14 protein-coding genes are annotated in these 14,527 nt (G+C 62.0%); 13 read left to right on the top strand and 1 reads right to left on the bottom strand.

The annotated features are described in order from the left end of the window. Positions 1 to 2: 2 nt before the first annotated feature. Complete coding sequence (locus AC6H4Z_RS18595; RefSeq protein WP_497543462.1) at positions 3 to 1,586, top strand: RagB/SusD family nutrient uptake outer membrane protein; 1,584 nt, start codon at positions 3 to 5, stop codon at positions 1,584 to 1,586. 7 nt (positions 1,587 to 1,593) lie between these two features. Beyond that, entirely contained in the window at positions 1,594 to 2,409 is an 816-nt protein-coding gene (locus tag AC6H4Z_RS18590) for a DUF4397 domain-containing protein (protein WP_497543461.1), read from the top strand. Positions 2,410 to 2,504: 95 nt separating this feature from the next. On the opposite strand, the gene AC6H4Z_RS18585 is transcribed toward AC6H4Z_RS18590, so the two are convergent. Beyond that, the gene (locus AC6H4Z_RS18585; RefSeq protein WP_497543460.1) at positions 2,505 to 3,215 is read right to left on the bottom strand and encodes an SDR family oxidoreductase; all 711 of its coding nucleotides are present in this window, start codon (positions 3,213 to 3,215) and stop codon (positions 2,505 to 2,507) included. Positions 3,216 to 3,399: 184 nt separating this feature from the next. Here AC6H4Z_RS18585 and rpsL point away from each other — a divergent pair, with 184 nt between their 5' ends. The 11 genes from rpsL (at position 3,400) to rplB (ending at position 14,523) form a co-directional block, all read left to right on the top strand. Further along, positions 3,400 to 3,801: a 30S ribosomal protein S12 gene (rpsL, locus tag AC6H4Z_RS18580; protein WP_497543459.1), complete on the top strand. Its 402-nt coding sequence runs from the start codon at positions 3,400 to 3,402 to the stop codon at positions 3,799 to 3,801. Next, on the top strand, positions 3,798 to 4,268 hold the full coding sequence (rpsG, locus tag AC6H4Z_RS18575) for a 30S ribosomal protein S7 (RefSeq protein WP_497543458.1): 471 nt from the start codon (positions 3,798 to 3,800) through the stop codon (positions 4,266 to 4,268). Before rpsL ends, rpsG begins: the two co-directional genes overlap by 4 nt. 163 nt (positions 4,269 to 4,431) lie before the next feature. Beyond that, on the top strand, positions 4,432 to 6,105 hold the full coding sequence (locus AC6H4Z_RS18570) for a glycogen synthase (protein ID WP_497543457.1): 1,674 nt from the start codon (positions 4,432 to 4,434) through the stop codon (positions 6,103 to 6,105). A gap of 257 nt (positions 6,106 to 6,362) precedes the next feature. After that, a complete protein-coding gene (locus AC6H4Z_RS18565; RefSeq protein ID WP_497543456.1) occupies positions 6,363 to 7,205 on the top strand; it encodes a carboxypeptidase-like regulatory domain-containing protein in 843 nt (280 codons plus the stop codon). 561 nt (positions 7,206 to 7,766) lie between these two features. Beyond that, on the top strand, positions 7,767 to 9,863 hold the full coding sequence (gene fusA / locus AC6H4Z_RS18560; protein ID WP_497543455.1) for an elongation factor G: 2,097 nt from the start codon (positions 7,767 to 7,769) through the stop codon (positions 9,861 to 9,863). Positions 9,864 to 10,022: 159 nt separating this feature from the next. Next, the gene (gene tuf / locus AC6H4Z_RS18555) at positions 10,023 to 11,225 is read left to right on the top strand and encodes an elongation factor Tu (protein WP_497543454.1); all 1,203 of its coding nucleotides are present in this window, start codon (positions 10,023 to 10,025) and stop codon (positions 11,223 to 11,225) included. Between the two features lie 98 nt (positions 11,226 to 11,323). Continuing rightward, the gene (gene rpsJ, locus AC6H4Z_RS18550) at positions 11,324 to 11,632 is read left to right on the top strand and encodes a 30S ribosomal protein S10 (protein ID WP_025411782.1); all 309 of its coding nucleotides are present in this window, start codon (positions 11,324 to 11,326) and stop codon (positions 11,630 to 11,632) included. A 194-nt stretch (positions 11,633 to 11,826) separates the two neighbouring features. Beyond that, complete coding sequence (gene rplC, locus AC6H4Z_RS18545; protein ID WP_497543453.1) at positions 11,827 to 12,513, top strand: 50S ribosomal protein L3; 687 nt, start codon at positions 11,827 to 11,829, stop codon at positions 12,511 to 12,513. An 11-nt stretch (positions 12,514 to 12,524) separates the two neighbouring features. Beyond that, positions 12,525 to 13,382: a 50S ribosomal protein L4 gene (gene rplD / locus AC6H4Z_RS18540; RefSeq protein ID WP_497543452.1), complete on the top strand. Its 858-nt coding sequence runs from the start codon at positions 12,525 to 12,527 to the stop codon at positions 13,380 to 13,382. Between the two features lie 3 nt (positions 13,383 to 13,385). After that, the gene (locus tag AC6H4Z_RS18535; RefSeq protein ID WP_497543451.1) at positions 13,386 to 13,673 is read left to right on the top strand and encodes a 50S ribosomal protein L23; all 288 of its coding nucleotides are present in this window, start codon (positions 13,386 to 13,388) and stop codon (positions 13,671 to 13,673) included. A 19-nt stretch (positions 13,674 to 13,692) separates the two neighbouring features. Then, positions 13,693 to 14,523 (top strand): 50S ribosomal protein L2, encoded by an 831-nt coding sequence (gene rplB, locus AC6H4Z_RS18530; protein ID WP_497543450.1) that lies wholly within the window; start codon positions 13,693 to 13,695, stop codon positions 14,521 to 14,523. Positions 14,524 to 14,527: the final 4 nt, after the last annotated feature.

Raw genomic sequence — 14,527 nt, 5'->3', positions numbered from 1 at the left:
CGATGACTAGACGCCATATAACGGCCGCGCTCCTCGTAGGGGCCATGGGCCTCGCGACCGGCTGCGAGAAATACCTCGATGTCAACACCAACCCGAACGCTCCAGAGTCGGTGTCGGCGAATCTGTATCTCTCGCCGATGGAGCACTGGATGGTCACAGCTCCACAGTACGACGGCCGCTTCATCGGCCGGTACACCCAGCAGTGGATTCCCGCCAACGGCGTCACGACGCTCGGCACGTGGGACCGCATGGGCTACGATCCCGCCAGCGACAACGGCGCGGAGCAGTGGCGCGATGTGTACTGGTCGTTGGGCCAGAATCTCGTCGACATGATCAAGAAGGCCGAAGCAGAACAGCGCTGGGACATGGCTGGTGTCGGCTACTTCATGAAGGCATGGGGTTGGCAGGTGCTGACCGACATGCACGGCGAGATCATCATCAAGGAAGCGATCGATCCGACGCGCAGCGTGTTCGACTACGACTCGCAGGAGTTCGCGTACAGCGAAGTGCAGCGCCTGTTGGGATTGGCGATCACGGATCTCCAACGCACTGACGGCGCGGTCGACGCCACGTATCTCGGAAAGACGGACAAGATCTACAACGGCGATCGCACGAAGTGGCTGAAGATGGCGTACGGTCTTCAGGCGATGAGCCTCAATCACTTCACGAACAAGAGCACGTACAAGCCGGCCGACGTCATCGCCGCGGTGGACAAGTCGTTCACGAGCGAAGCGGATGATGCTCTGTTTGCTTACCCTGGTGTTGACCCCGCGTTTGCTGACATGAACTTCTGGGGCGCGCGTCGTGCGAACATCAACAACTACCGTCAGACGCAGTTCGTCGTAAACCTGATGAACGGCACTGATTTCGGAGCAGTGGATCCGCGCATGAGCCGTATGCTCGCGCCGGCGTCCGATGGTCAGTATCGCGGCGTCGACATCAACGTCGCCGGGTTCGGCGCGCTGCTGGCACCGCAGCAGCCGTTCAACTTCTTCGGCTACACCGGCACAACCGGTAGCCTTCTGCCGAGCCGGTACATCTTCGACGACAAGTCGAAGTTCCCGTTCATGACGTACGCGCAGCTTCAGTTCGTGAAGGCCGAAGCGGCGTTCCGTTCGGGCGACAAGGCCACGGCGCTGACTGCATACCGAAACGGGATTTCCGCGCACATCGACTTCGTCAACGCGCGAAATCTCGACAATAACCAAACGCCGGTTCAGATCACCGCGGCGGAAAAGGCGGCGTTCCTGGGCGATACGCGCATCGTTCCGACGGCTGCATCGTCGCTGACGCTCACGCAAATCATGACGCAGAAGTACATCGCGCAGTGGGCGTGGGGCCACAACGAACTGTGGATGGACATGCGTCGGTATCACTACACCGACAACGATCCGGCCACCGGAGCGCAGGTCTATCCGGGCTTCACACCGCCCACGAACCTGTATCCCGACAACGCGGGCAAGATCGCGCAGCGCATTCGTCCTCGGTACAACTCTGAGTATGTGTGGAATCTGGGAGCCTTGAAGGTCATTGGCGGCGACCTGCTCGACTACCACACGAAGCCCATTTGGATCACTCAACCGTAACCCAGCCATGACAAGACTCTCATTCTTTACGGCGCTGCTGGGCGCCGCGGTGCTCACGGCGTGCTCCAAAGACGGCGTTCAGAGCATCTCGGCCCCAACGACCGGCGCGTACGTCAAGTTCCACAACTTCGGCGTGAACACGCCGGCGATGAACTTCTTTGCCAACGACGCGAAGGTGACGGCGATCAGCTCCACGAGCTGCACGCCGGCCACCGTACCTCCCAATCCGCTCTGCGCGTCCAGCGGCATCGAAGCAACAACGGGCACCGCGTCGGGCGCGCTGGGCAACGGCGGTTTGTATTCGTCGATCGCAGCGGGCCAGGTGGCCTTCTCGGGACGAATCGCGACCACGCCAGACGTCGGTGTTTCGGCCGCGAAACTCTCGTCGACGATCGTTACCGGGAAGTACTACTCGTTCTTCACGAGCGGCTTCTACGATGCGACGGCCAAGACGGTTGACGGTTTCATCATCGAAGATCCGTTCTCGCCGGACATCGACTTCACCAAGTCGTCGGTGCGCTTCGTGAACGCGAGCCCGAACTCGGGACCGATGACGCTGTACGCAAAGAACACCGCAACGGGTGATTCCGTCGTGGTCGGATCGTCCATCGCGTACAAGAGCGGCGGCGCCTTCCTGAGCGTGCCCGGTAGCGTATACGATCTGACCGTACGCGCCCCTGGTTCAAACACCGCTCTCATCGTTCGTACGGGCGTCTCGCTGTCCCTGGCGAGAGTGTACACGATCACTGCGCGTGGTGACATGACGGTCACGTCTACGACCGCGGCGACTCGTCCACAGCTCGACGCCACGGCGAACCGTTAGATCCAAGCGATCGAGTTTGAGCACAAAGGCCCCGCCAATCGGCGGGGCCTTTGTCTTTCCCGGGTGACTATTCGTAAATTCTCATCGAGACGAACTCACGCTCGGTTCCTCGCGGGGAAGTAGCTTGGCGGGTCAGCCGAGAGGCCTTGCTTCACGCCGATAGTTCGATCGTCAGCGAGGACCTCGCTCAGTCCCGCCTCGAGACCATCGAGCGCGCGCTTCACAATATCCTCAGGGCTCGACTTCGGACCCTCGAGTGATCGCGCCAGGTCTGTATCCACGAACGCCATGTGCAGCGCCATGACCTGCGTGTGCTGCGCCGCCAACTCGAAGCGCAGGGAATTGGTCAGCGACCACGCTGCCGACTTGCTCGCCGCGTACGCCGCGAGACTACCACCGTTGATCCACGACACGATCGACAGCACGTTGACGAGCGCGCCGCCGCCGTTTGCCGCGAGTATCGGCGCGAACGCTTTGCTCATTCGAAGCGTGCCGAAAAAGTTCGTCTCGAGCTGCGCGCGGGCGACGTCCTCACTGTCTGGCGCGAGAAAACCACCCGCGTGGCCGATGCCGGCGTTGTTGATCAACAGCGTCACGTCGGCGAGGCGCGTTGCTGCCGCGGCGATCTGGTCCGGCTTGGTCACATCCAGTCGAATCCCCTCGACGCCGGGCGTGGTGATCGTCGAAGGGTCGCGGGCGCCAGCGTAGACCTTGCGTGCTCCACGCGCGAGTAACTCACGTGTGAAGGCCAGCCCAATTCCGCGGTTGGCGCCAGTGACCAGCGCGACGGCGTTCTTGATCTTCATGGTTGTCTCCTGGCGGCGGCATCGGCGAAACCCGGGCCAGCGAAGGCTAATTGCCACGGCTGCTTGGTATTGCGGCGTTGACAGCCTTTTTCCGATCAGGTACGTTTCCCAGTCTCCCCCGGCCACTTTCGGTCGGGGGAAGTGCATCCACGGGGCTATCCCGTTCGCATTTCTTCCGTCCTACATGCCAACGATCAATCAGCTCGTCCGACGGAGCCGCCGCGACCTGGCCAAGAAGGAAAAGTCGCCCGCGCTCAAGTCGAATCCGTTCCGCCGCGGCGTTTGCACGCGTGTGTACACGACCACGCCAAAGAAGCCGAACTCGGCCCTTCGGAAAGTCGCCAAGGTTCGCCTCACGAACGGCTTCGAAGTCATCGCGTACATCCCAGGTGAAGGCCACAACCTCCAAGAGCACTCGATCGTGCTCGTGCGCGGCGGCCGTGTGAAGGATCTCCCGGGCGTTCGCTATCACATCGTTCGCGGATCGCTCGACGCCTCCGGCGTCAACGGCCGCAACCAGAGCCGTTCGAAGTACGGAACCAAGAAGCCAAAGGCTGGCGCCGCGGCTGGAGGTAAGAAGAAGTGAGCCGCCGAAAAGGATCCGTAAAGCGCCCCGTCCTCGCTGACGCGCGCTACGACAGCCAGACCGTTTCGAAGTTCATCAACGCCATGATGCTCCAGGGGAAGAAGTCGACCGCTGAGCGCATCTTCTACGGCGCCATGGACCTCGTTGAAAGCCGCACGAACCAGCCGGGCGTGAACGTCTTCAAACAGGCGCTCTCGAACCTCAAGCCGGTCGTCGAAGTGAAGAGCCGCCGTGTCGGTGGTGCTACGTACCAGGTGCCAGTCGAAGTGCGTCCCGAGCGCCGCACGGCGCTGGCGATGCGCTGGCTGATCTCGTACTCGCGCGATCGCAACGAAAAGTCGATGCCCGAAAAGCTCGCCGCCGAGATCATCGCGGCGTCCAAGGGAGAGGGCAACGCGGTGAAGAAGAAGGAAGACACGCACCGCATGGCCGACGCGAACAAGGCGTTCGCGCACTATCGCTGGTAAGCTCGTAACAACCGAATCTCGGTTTGGTCTAAAGTCCCGTGGGCGACGCTGTCGCTCACGGGACTTTTGCTTGTGGAAGTAACTTCCATCACAATGGCTTTGTTGTTCGGCCATGCCGTCACGCGTCAATCACGTGATCGACTGACCGGCCCCAGCGCCGGGCATGGCGTTCGCAGAACAGGCGGCGTATCGTGAGCAAGAGTCGACCGTGCCGACGGTCAAAGGGATACCCATGAGCAAAGTGGCGCGCCGGAAAGAGTTGCTGGCCACACCAGCAATCTCGATGACCGCGATCATTCCCCCAGGCGATAACGGATCGAACACCGCGTTCGGGCCGCCGTCGCCGCCGCTGTGCTCACCCGATGGTCGCGCCGTGCGCGTCGTCCATATCGTGGCGGAGCTTGCGCCGTTCGCCCGAAGTGGCGGACTTGGCGAAGCCGTGAACAGCCTCGCGCGCTTTCAGTCGGCCAGCGGCATCCCGACGGCGATCGTCATGCCGTTGTACGACGCCGTGAAGGCGAACGCGCCGCACATCGAGCCGGTCGGGCCCGCATTCCGTGTGCAGGTTGGTCCGCGCTCTGAAGAGGTTCGACTTTGGCGGCTCGTTGTTGCGCCTGATCATCCGCTTGCGAGCACCGCGGTCTACTTCATCGAGAGCGAGGAGTACTTCGCGCGCCCGTACATCTACGGTCCTCCGGGAACCGACTATCTCGACAACGGCCGACGGTACGCGTGCTTCACGCTTGCCGCGCTCAGTGCGTTGCCGACGATTGCCGGCTCGGAGCCGGTGCTCGTCCACGCACACGATTGGCACACGGCGCTGGCGCCCGTCTATTTGCGAACCAGCCTGGCGTCGGACGAACGCTTCCGCCGCGTGAAGGTCGTGCTGTCGGTGCACAACGCGGGATTCCAGGGGCATTTCCCCCCTGAAGCGATGGCCGACCTCGGTGTTCCGGCGGCGCTATTCAATTGGCGTCAGCTCGAGTGGTACGGCCGCATGAATTGGCTCAAGGGTGGACTCGTCTTCGCCGACGCGGCGACCACCGTGAGTCCCACGCACGCCCACGAACTGCGAACACAAGCCGGCGGTTTCGGTCTCGATGGCGTGTTCGTGTCGTTGCGCGATCGGTTTGTTGGAATTGCAAACGGCATCGACCAGCAGCTGTGGGATCCCGCCACCGATCCGATTCTCTCGTGCAACTATTCCGTCGACAACCTCGCCGGTAAGATCGAGTGCCGCGAGTCGCTGCAGCGCGAGATGGGTCTCCGTCCGACCGACGAGATGCCGATCGTCGCCATGAGCGCGCGTCTCGTGTCGCAAAAAGGACTCGATCTCATCCTCGGCGATCCCGCATACTTCGCGTTCGACGCGCAATTCGCCTTTCTCGGAGCGGGCGAGCCGCGTTATGAGGAAGCTCTAAAGGCGATCGCCAACCGCGCACCGAACCGCATCGTCGTCGAGACGCGGTTCAACGATGCACTCGAGCACCGACTGCTCGCGGGCGCCGACATGTGTCTCATGCCGTCGCAGTACGAGCCATGCGGGCTCACGCAGATGCGCGCGCAGCGATACGGCACCATCCCCATCGCGCGGCGTGTTGGTGGCCTCGCCGATACGATCGAAGACGGCGTGACGGGTTTCCTCTTCGACGATTACACGCCCGCTGATTTCACGCGTGCAGTGGCTCGCGCCATCGATCAGTTCGAAGAACCCGATGGTTGGTTTGAAATGATGCGCTCGGCGATGAAGCGCGATTTTGGCTGGGAGCAATCCGCCAACAAGTATCTCAACGTGTACCGTCGCGTCGTCGGACACGGAGTGCTGGCCACGCACTAGCGGCCCGATGCGGCGCCCCTGCGCGCCGCGGCCGAGTTGGTCACATCGACTTTAGGATTCCGTCGAAAACCAGAGGCCGCGCCAGGCATCTGGCACGAACTTCGTCTAGAGAATCGATACCGGGTCGGCGTGTGGGGTGGGGACGAGGTGCGGGGAGCGAACGGAGCTCAGGCGCGGTCGGACCAAGGAAGCACGAAGGATTGCAGGCGCAATTCGGAACGAAACCCGGTGACATCGTTTCGCTCTCGAGGTGCACCATGGGGCTTCATTTCATTTGCCGCGCGGCGACGACCGCAAGCGTCGTGTTTGCCGCACTTAGCATTCCACTCATCGCTGGCGCGCAGATCATCGTTCGCGGCGTGCTGTACGATGATGAAACCGGCGCGCCGGTTCGCGGAACGGTAATGCTCGTTGATCCGACCAAGGATACACCTGTCGTCTACAGCGCAACCGACTCGCTCGGCCAGTTCTCGCTGCAGGCTGCCAACGGTGTCTATCAGATCGCGGCGATTCGCCCCGGGTATACCTCGGTGCTGTCGGTTCCGGTTCCATTCGAGAACGGTGAACAGCTGACGATTCGCATTCCGATTGCCGTGACCGGCGACCCGCAGCATCGGATTGGCGTGGTGGAGCGTCTCAAGGGTGGTCAGAACACGACGCGTCAGGCCGACGGCAACCGTCGCGCAAGTGTGCCTGAATCCTTCCGAACCCGTCGTGCGGTGGGGACGGGTCTGCAGTTCGACCGGGTGGGCCTGGAAAAGGCCAACGTGGCGACGCTCGGTGAGTTCCTCCAGCGGGTCCCGGGGTTCAGCGTGGGCAATCCGGCACTCGCGTCGACGATGCAGATGACGCGGGGCGGAGCGGGCACGACCGTAAGCAATGGGAATACGATGTCGGCCTGTCACGTCGGCTGGTTCGTGGATGGGCATCGGATGGATATCGCCGGCAGCGCGGATCCGGCCACGGATGCGCTCGGTACGATGCAGCTCGAGTCGATCGAGGCGGTGGAGGTTTTCCGGGGAGTGGCGGAGATGCCGCCCGAGTTTTCGGCGCCTGACCTCCGTTGCGGCGCGGTGGCGATCTGGATGCGCCGAGGGTAGGTCGTTTAGGGACGGTGTTAGGTTCGTAGCGGGGCGCACTGGCTGAGGCCGGTGCGCCGCTTTCGTTGCGGTGGGACGCAAAAGCTTGCAGCCTCGGAGCCTGGGGCGTTGACACCGGGCCAATTGCCAATAAATTCAAGGGGCTACAGGATTTTGGTGCTCGTCACCGAACTCGTGTAGCGCGACGTACATCGGCGAAACTGCGCGCCGACTCTTATGGGCCTGCACTACGCAGGGGCCTGCTCCGGTCTTGGCGACTCACTCGAGTGCCTCGACTCCCGAAAAGAAACGCAGGACAATTCAACGTCGAAGTCGTCTCTCGCGCCTTGTGTGCGGGAATCAGCGATCTCGGCGCGCCGTGGGTCCCCACTCGTGCAGCAGCGATGAGTGCACCCGGCGATGGCGGATGGACACCGCCCTCTTTCGAGAGGGGCCCGGTCCACCCGCGTTTTTGCTGGTGGAAGTTGCGCGTCGTAGGTGTTCGATAAGAAGTCTTCGTTAAAACAACTCAGATCCCTTGGCGCTTTTCGGCGCCTGTATCTAGCAGCTCAGCTCATATCTATGCCTAGATCCACCTCGCTCGATCATTATCGCAATATCGGCATCATGGCCCACATTGATGCCGGTAAGACGACCACGACCGAGCGCATCCTGTACTACACCGGTAAGGCGCACAAAATCGGCGAGGTGCATGAAGGCACCGCGACGATGGATTGGATGGAGCAGGAGCAGGAGCGCGGCATCACGATCACGTCTGCCGCGACGACTGCTTTCTGGACGCGCTTTGGCACCGAGTACCGCATCAACATCATCGATACGCCGGGACACGTGGACTTCACGGTCGAGGTGGAGCGTTCGCTCCGCGTGCTCGACGGTGCCGTCACGCTGCTCGATTCGGTCGCTGGTGTCGAACCGCAGACCGAAACGGTGTGGCGTCAGGCGGATCGCTATGGCGTTCCGCGCATCATCTTCTCGAACAAGATGGACCGCACGGGCGCTGACTTCGATCGTTGCATGCGCATGATCAAGGATCGCCTGTCGAAGGACGCGTTCCCGCTGCAGCTGCCCGTGGGTTCGGGCGAGCTGTTCACCGGCCACATCGACGTCCTCGAGCGCAAGCAGTACATCTTCGACGAAGAGACGCTCGGCAAGACGTTCACCGTCGTCGACGTTCCCGCGGAGTACAAGGACGCCGTGGAAGCGGCGCGCCATGCGGTGATCGACCATGCGGTCGCGCAGGACGACGAATTGATGGAGAAGTACCTGAACGGCGAAGAGCTGACGATGGACGAAATTCGTCGCGCGATTCGCAAGGCAACGGTGACGGGTAAGATGATTCCCGTGCTGTGCGGCGCGTCCTTCAAGAACAAGGGCGTGCAGGCACTGCTCGACGCGGTCATCGACTACCTGCCGGCGCCGGTCGACGTCAAGGCGATCGAGGGACATCTCCCGCACCACGACGAGCACAAGGCGGAGCGTCCGGTGTCGGACGATGCGCCGTTCGCGGCGTTGGCGTTCAAGATTGCGACCGATCCGTTCGTCGGAAAGTTGACCTTCTTCCGCGTGTACTCGGGCGTGCTCAAGTCGGGCTCGTACGTCTACAACTCGACGAAGGACAAGCGTGAACGCGTGAGCCGTGTGCTGCAGATGCACGCGAACAAGCGCGAGGAAATCGAGGAAGTGCGCGCCGGCGACATCGCGGCCGCGATCGGCCTCAAGGACACGCGCACCGGCGACACGATGTGCGATGATGATCATCCGATCATCCTCGAGGCAATGAAGTTCCCGAACCCCGTCATCGACGTCGCGATCGAGCCGAAGACGAAGGCGGACCAGGACAAGCTCGGTATCGCGCTGGCGAAGCTGTCGGAAGAAGATCCGACGTTCCGCGTTCACACGGACGAGGAAACGTCGCAGACGATCATCTCGGGAATGGGCGAGTTGCACCTCGAGATCATCGTCGACCGCATGATGCGCGAATTCAAGGTCGACGCGAACATCGGTCGTCCGCAGGTCGCGTATCGCGAAACGATCCGCAAGCGCGTCGAGAAGGTCGAAGGGAAGTTCATTCGTCAGTCGGGCGGTAAGGGTCAGTACGGCCACGTGGTCATCAACATGGAGCCGTCCGAGACTGGCGCGGGCTTCATCTTCGAGGACAAGGTCGTGGGCGGCGTGATCCCGCGCGAGTACATCGCGCCGGTCGAGCAGGGGATCAAGGAAGCGTTGGAGAACGGCATTCTCGCCGGCTATCCAATGGTCGATGTGAAGGTCGAGCTGGTGTACGGCTCGTACCACGACGTCGACTCGAGCGAAATGGCGTTCAAGATCGCGGGATCGATGGCATTCAAGGAGGCGGCCAAGAAGGCGCATCCGGTGCTGCTCGAGCCGATGATGAACGTGGAAGTGGTCACGCCCGATGCGTTCATGGGCGACGTGCTCGGCGATTTGTCGTCGCGGCGCGGCAAGATTGGCGGCATGACGCAGCGAGGCGAAGCGCAGGTGATCGCCTCGACGGTGCCGCTCGGTGAAATGTTCGGGTATTCCACGAAGCTCCGCTCGATGTCGCAGGGGCGCGCGGTGTACTCGATGGAGTTCGCGCACTATGACGAGGTGCCGAAGAGCAAGGCGGAAGAAATCGTCGCGAAGGTCAACAAGTAAGCACGCAGGACTGAAGGCGCTCGGCGCTCGCGGGCTTGGCGCTAGAGATTCGGAAGTAGGTTTTTTTCGTCGAACGCACCTCCTTTTTTCTAGCGCCTAGTGCCTAAGTGCCTAGCGCCTGAGAGTAGTAGCAGAACCAACCAACAAGGGATCAGTTCAATGGCAAAGGCAAAGTTCGAGCGGAACAAGCCGCATGTGAACGTCGGCACGATCGGCCACGTCGACCACGGCAAAACGACCCTCACGGCGGCGCTGACCAAGGTGTCGGCGGATAAGGGTTACGGCACGAAGTACGTGGCCTACGACGAAGTCGCGAAGGCGTCCGAATCGCAGGGACGTCGCGACTCGACGAAGATTCTGACCATCGCGACGTCGCACGTGGAATACGAGACGCCCAACCGTCACTATGCCCACGTCGACTGCCCAGGTCACGCCGACTACGTCAAGAACATGATCACGGGTGCCGCGCAGATGGACGGCGCGATCCTCGTGGTGAGCGCGGTCGACGGTCCGATGCCGCAGACGCGTGAGCACATCCTGCTCGCCCGTCAGGTCAACGTGCCGCAGATCGTCGTGTTCCTCAACAAGTGCGACCTCGTGGAAGATGCCGAGCTCCTCGACCTCGTCGAGCTCGAAGTCCGCGAGCTGCTCAGCAAGTATGACTATCCGGGCGACGAGACGCCGGTGATTCGTGGTTCGGCCATCGGCGCCATCAACGGCGACGCGGCCTGGATTGCGAAGCTCGAAGAGCTGTACAACGCTCTCGATACGTACATCCCGGAGCCGGTTCGCGAGATCGACAAGCCGTTCGCGCTTCCGGTCGAAGACGTGTTCTCGATCACGGGTCGCGGCACGGTTGCCACGGGTCGTATCGAGCGCGGCATCATCAAGGTCGGTGAAGAAGTCGAACTCGTCGGCTTCGGCACGGACAAGAAGTCGATCGTCACGGGCGTCGAGATGTTCCGCAAGCTGCTCGATCAGGGCCAGGCTGGCGACAACGTCGGTCTTCTGCTCCGCGGCGTCGACAAGAAGGAAATCGAGCGCGGTATGGTCTTGGCCAAGCCGGGTTCGCTCAAGCCGCACACGAAGTTCGAGGCGGAAGTCTACGTGTTGAACAAGGACGAAGGCGGCCGTCACACGCCGTTCTTCAAGGGCTATCGTCCGCAGTTCTACTTCCGTACGACGGACGTCACCGGAAACGTCGAGTTGCCGGCCGGCACCGAGATGGTCATGCCGGGCGACAACATTCAGATGACGATCGAGCTGATCACGCCGATCGCCATGGAAGAGCAGGTACGCTTCGCCATCCGTGAAGGTGGTCGTACGGTTGGTGCAGGCGTCGTCACCAAGATCCTCGCGTAAAAGGTCACTGGTCGCTGGTCTGAGGTCTCAGGGTTTCCCCGAGACCTCAGACCAGAGATCCGAGACCTCGAGAATATTTCTCTAAAGAGATCGCAATCATGGCAGGCAGAATTCGCATCCGTCTGAAAGCCTTCGATCACGCAGTCATCGATCAGGCGTCGGCGGACATCGTTCGGACGGCGGAGAAGACGGGCGCTCAGGTGTCCGGCCCGATTCCGTTGCCGACCAAGACGCAGCGCTGGACGGTTCTCCGTTCGCCGCACGTCGACAAGAAGTCGCGCGAACAGTTCGAGCTGAAGACGCACAAGCGTGTGATCGACATTCTCGATTCGCGAGCGCAGACCGTAGATGCGTTGACCAAGCTGGATCTTCCGGCCGGCGTCGATGTGGAGATCAAAGTCGAGTAGTCGTTTGTTAGAAAGTTCGTACTGGATTAATCGAGTTTGGTTTTGATGGCGTATTCTTTCGGTCACAGGTCGCAGGTCTGAGGTCGCAGTTTCCCTCAGACCACGGACCAGAGACCTGAGACCTCCACAAGCCAGACCACAGTCCAACTGCTATTAAGCCACGACGGCTGGCAGTGACTCCGAGGAGCTATACAGTGATCGGTATCATCGGTAAAAAGCTGGGCATGACCCAGATCTTCAATGAGCAGGGGCAGCAGATCCCGGTAACGGTGATCGAGGCTGAGCCGAACCCGGTGCTCGCAGTTACGGACAAGGCAAAGGCTGGCCACGCATCGATCCAGCTCGGACTCGGCACGTCGCGTCTCCGCCGCGCTGCGGCGAAGGGCGAGAAGGCTGCTCCGAAGGGACATCGTGCGACGCTGGCTGAAGTCGGTCACGCGAAGAAAGCCGGACTCGACGCTCCGCCGCGCATCCTGCGCAGCGTTCGACTCGACGAGCCGGGCAACGCGAAGATCGAGATCCCGACGTACAACGTCGGCGACGTGGTGAAAGTCGACGTGTTCAAGGTGGGCGAGACCGTCAAGGTCACCGGCACCTCGAAGGGACGCGGCTTTCAGGGCGTCGTGAAGCGCTACGGCATCGGTGGTGGTCCGAACACGCACGGCAACACGAAGCATCGGCGTCCCGGCTCCATCGGACCTGGCACCGATCCGTCGCGCGTCATCAAGGGCAAGAAGATGCCTGGACACTACGGCGATGCACAGCACACGCAGACTCACCTCCGCGTCGAGAAGATCGATACGGAACGCAACCTGATCTACATCCGCGGTTCGGTCGCCGGTAAGCCGGGCGGGATCGTGATCGTGCGCAAGCAGGGTTAAGGGTACCCCTCATGGCTGACAACACGACAGCAACATCGTTCCAGGCCGCGGCCTACACGTCGCAGGGGACTGCCCGCGAGAAGATCGCGCTCCCCGAGGCTCTGTTCGACGGCACCGTGAACATGCCGGTGATGCACCAGGCGGTGAAGGCGTTCCTCGCCAACCAGCGCCAGGGCAACGCGTCGACGAAGATTCGCAAGTACGTCACCGGCGGTAATCAGAAGCCGTGGAAGCAGAAGGGCACCGGTCGCGCTCGCGCCGGTTCGACCCGCGCTCCGCACTGGGTGGGCGGCGGTACGGTCTTCGGACCGATTCCGCGTAGCTACGCGCAGTACGTGCCGCGTCAGGTTCGCGCCCTCGCTCGCAAGAGCGCGCTCAATGCGCGCGCCCGCGAGAACTCGATCTTCGTGATCGACCGCTTCGACTACGATGCACCGAAGACGTCGCGACTCTCGTCGCTCGTCGTCCGCCTCGGTCTCGCCGATAAGAAAGTGCTCATCCTCACCGACGGCGCCAAGCCGAACGTGTTCCTGAGCGGCCGCAACCTCACCACCGTGCACGTCATGCCGTACAGCGACGTGTCGACGTACCACATTCTGTGGTCGGACGCGGTGTTGATCGAAGCTGGCGCGCTCGGACAGACGCTCGCGCCGATCGCTGAAGAGCGTGAAGCTGCCGCGCCGAAGCGCAACGCTGCGGCGAAGAAGCCAGCTGCCAAGAAGGCTGCGGCGCCCAAGGCTGAAAAGGCTCCCGCCAAGAAGGTTGCGGCCAAGACTGCCGCCAAGAAGAGCGCGAAGACCGCGCCGGCCGCGAAGAAAGCGGCTGCCAAGAAGCCGGCTGCAAAGTCGGCGAAGAAGAAGGGGAAGTAATCAATGCCTACCCTACATCGCACGATCGTGCGTCCGCTGATCACCGAGAAGAGCTCCGCGGCCTATCAGGCCCGTGGCGAGTACACCTTCGAGGTGCACGTCGACGCGTCGAAGCCGCAGATTCGCTCGGCCATCGAGCAGCTGTTCGGCGTGAAGGTGACCGGCGTGTGGACGTCGAACCAGCGCGGCAAGGAAAAGCGCATGGGCAAGACCGTCGGCCGTCGCGCCAATTGGAAAAAAGCAATCGTGACGCTCCGCGAGGGTGACACGATCGAGATCTTCGAAGGCTGAGCGCGGAGCGCATAAAACCATGGGAATTCGTCAATTCAAGCCGGTGACCAAGGGCACGCGTTTTCGTTCGGTGTCGGATTTTTCCGACATCACGAAGACGACGCCCGAGAAGTCGCTGCTCGAGCCGATCAAGAAGAGCGGCGGGCGTGACAATCACGGTCACATCTCGATGCGCCGTCGTGGCGGTGGCCACAAGCGGCAGTATCGCATCATCGATTTCAAGCGCAACAAGCACGGCATCGTCGGCACGATCACCTCGATCGAGTACGATCCGAACCGCTCGGCGCGTATCGCGCTGGTGACGTACGCGGATGGCGAGAAGCGCTACATCATCCACCCGAAGGGCCTGAGCGTCGGCGACAGCATCACGTCGGGTCCGGGCTCGGATATTCGTCTTGGCAACGCGCTGCCGCTGGCGGAAATGCCGCTGGGTACCGCTGTGCACAATGTCGAATTGAAGATCGGTAAAGGCGCGCAGCTCTGCCGTTCGGCCGGAATGTCGGCGCAGGTCGTCGCGAAGGAAGGCGAGTACGTGACGCTCCGCATGCCGTCGTCGGAAATGCGGTTGATCCATGCCAAGTGCTACGCGACGATCGGCACCGTCGGCAACGAGGAGCACGAGCTCGTGTCGTGGGGCAAGGCCGGTAAGACGCGTTGGAAGGGTCGCCGTCCGAAGGTTCGCGGCGAAGTCATGAACCCGGTCGATCACCCGCACGGTGGTCGTACGCGCGGCGGACGCAACGTCGTCAGCCCGTGGGGCAAGAAGGAAGGCGTGAAGACCCGCAACAAGAAGAAGTCGTCACAGCGCCTCATCGTCCGCGGCCGCAAGCGCGGCAAAGCGACTCAATAAGGTA

It is taken from the genome of Leucogemmata humicola (genome assembly GCF_055379415.1).
This window is presented reverse-complemented; position numbering and strand designations above follow the sequence as displayed.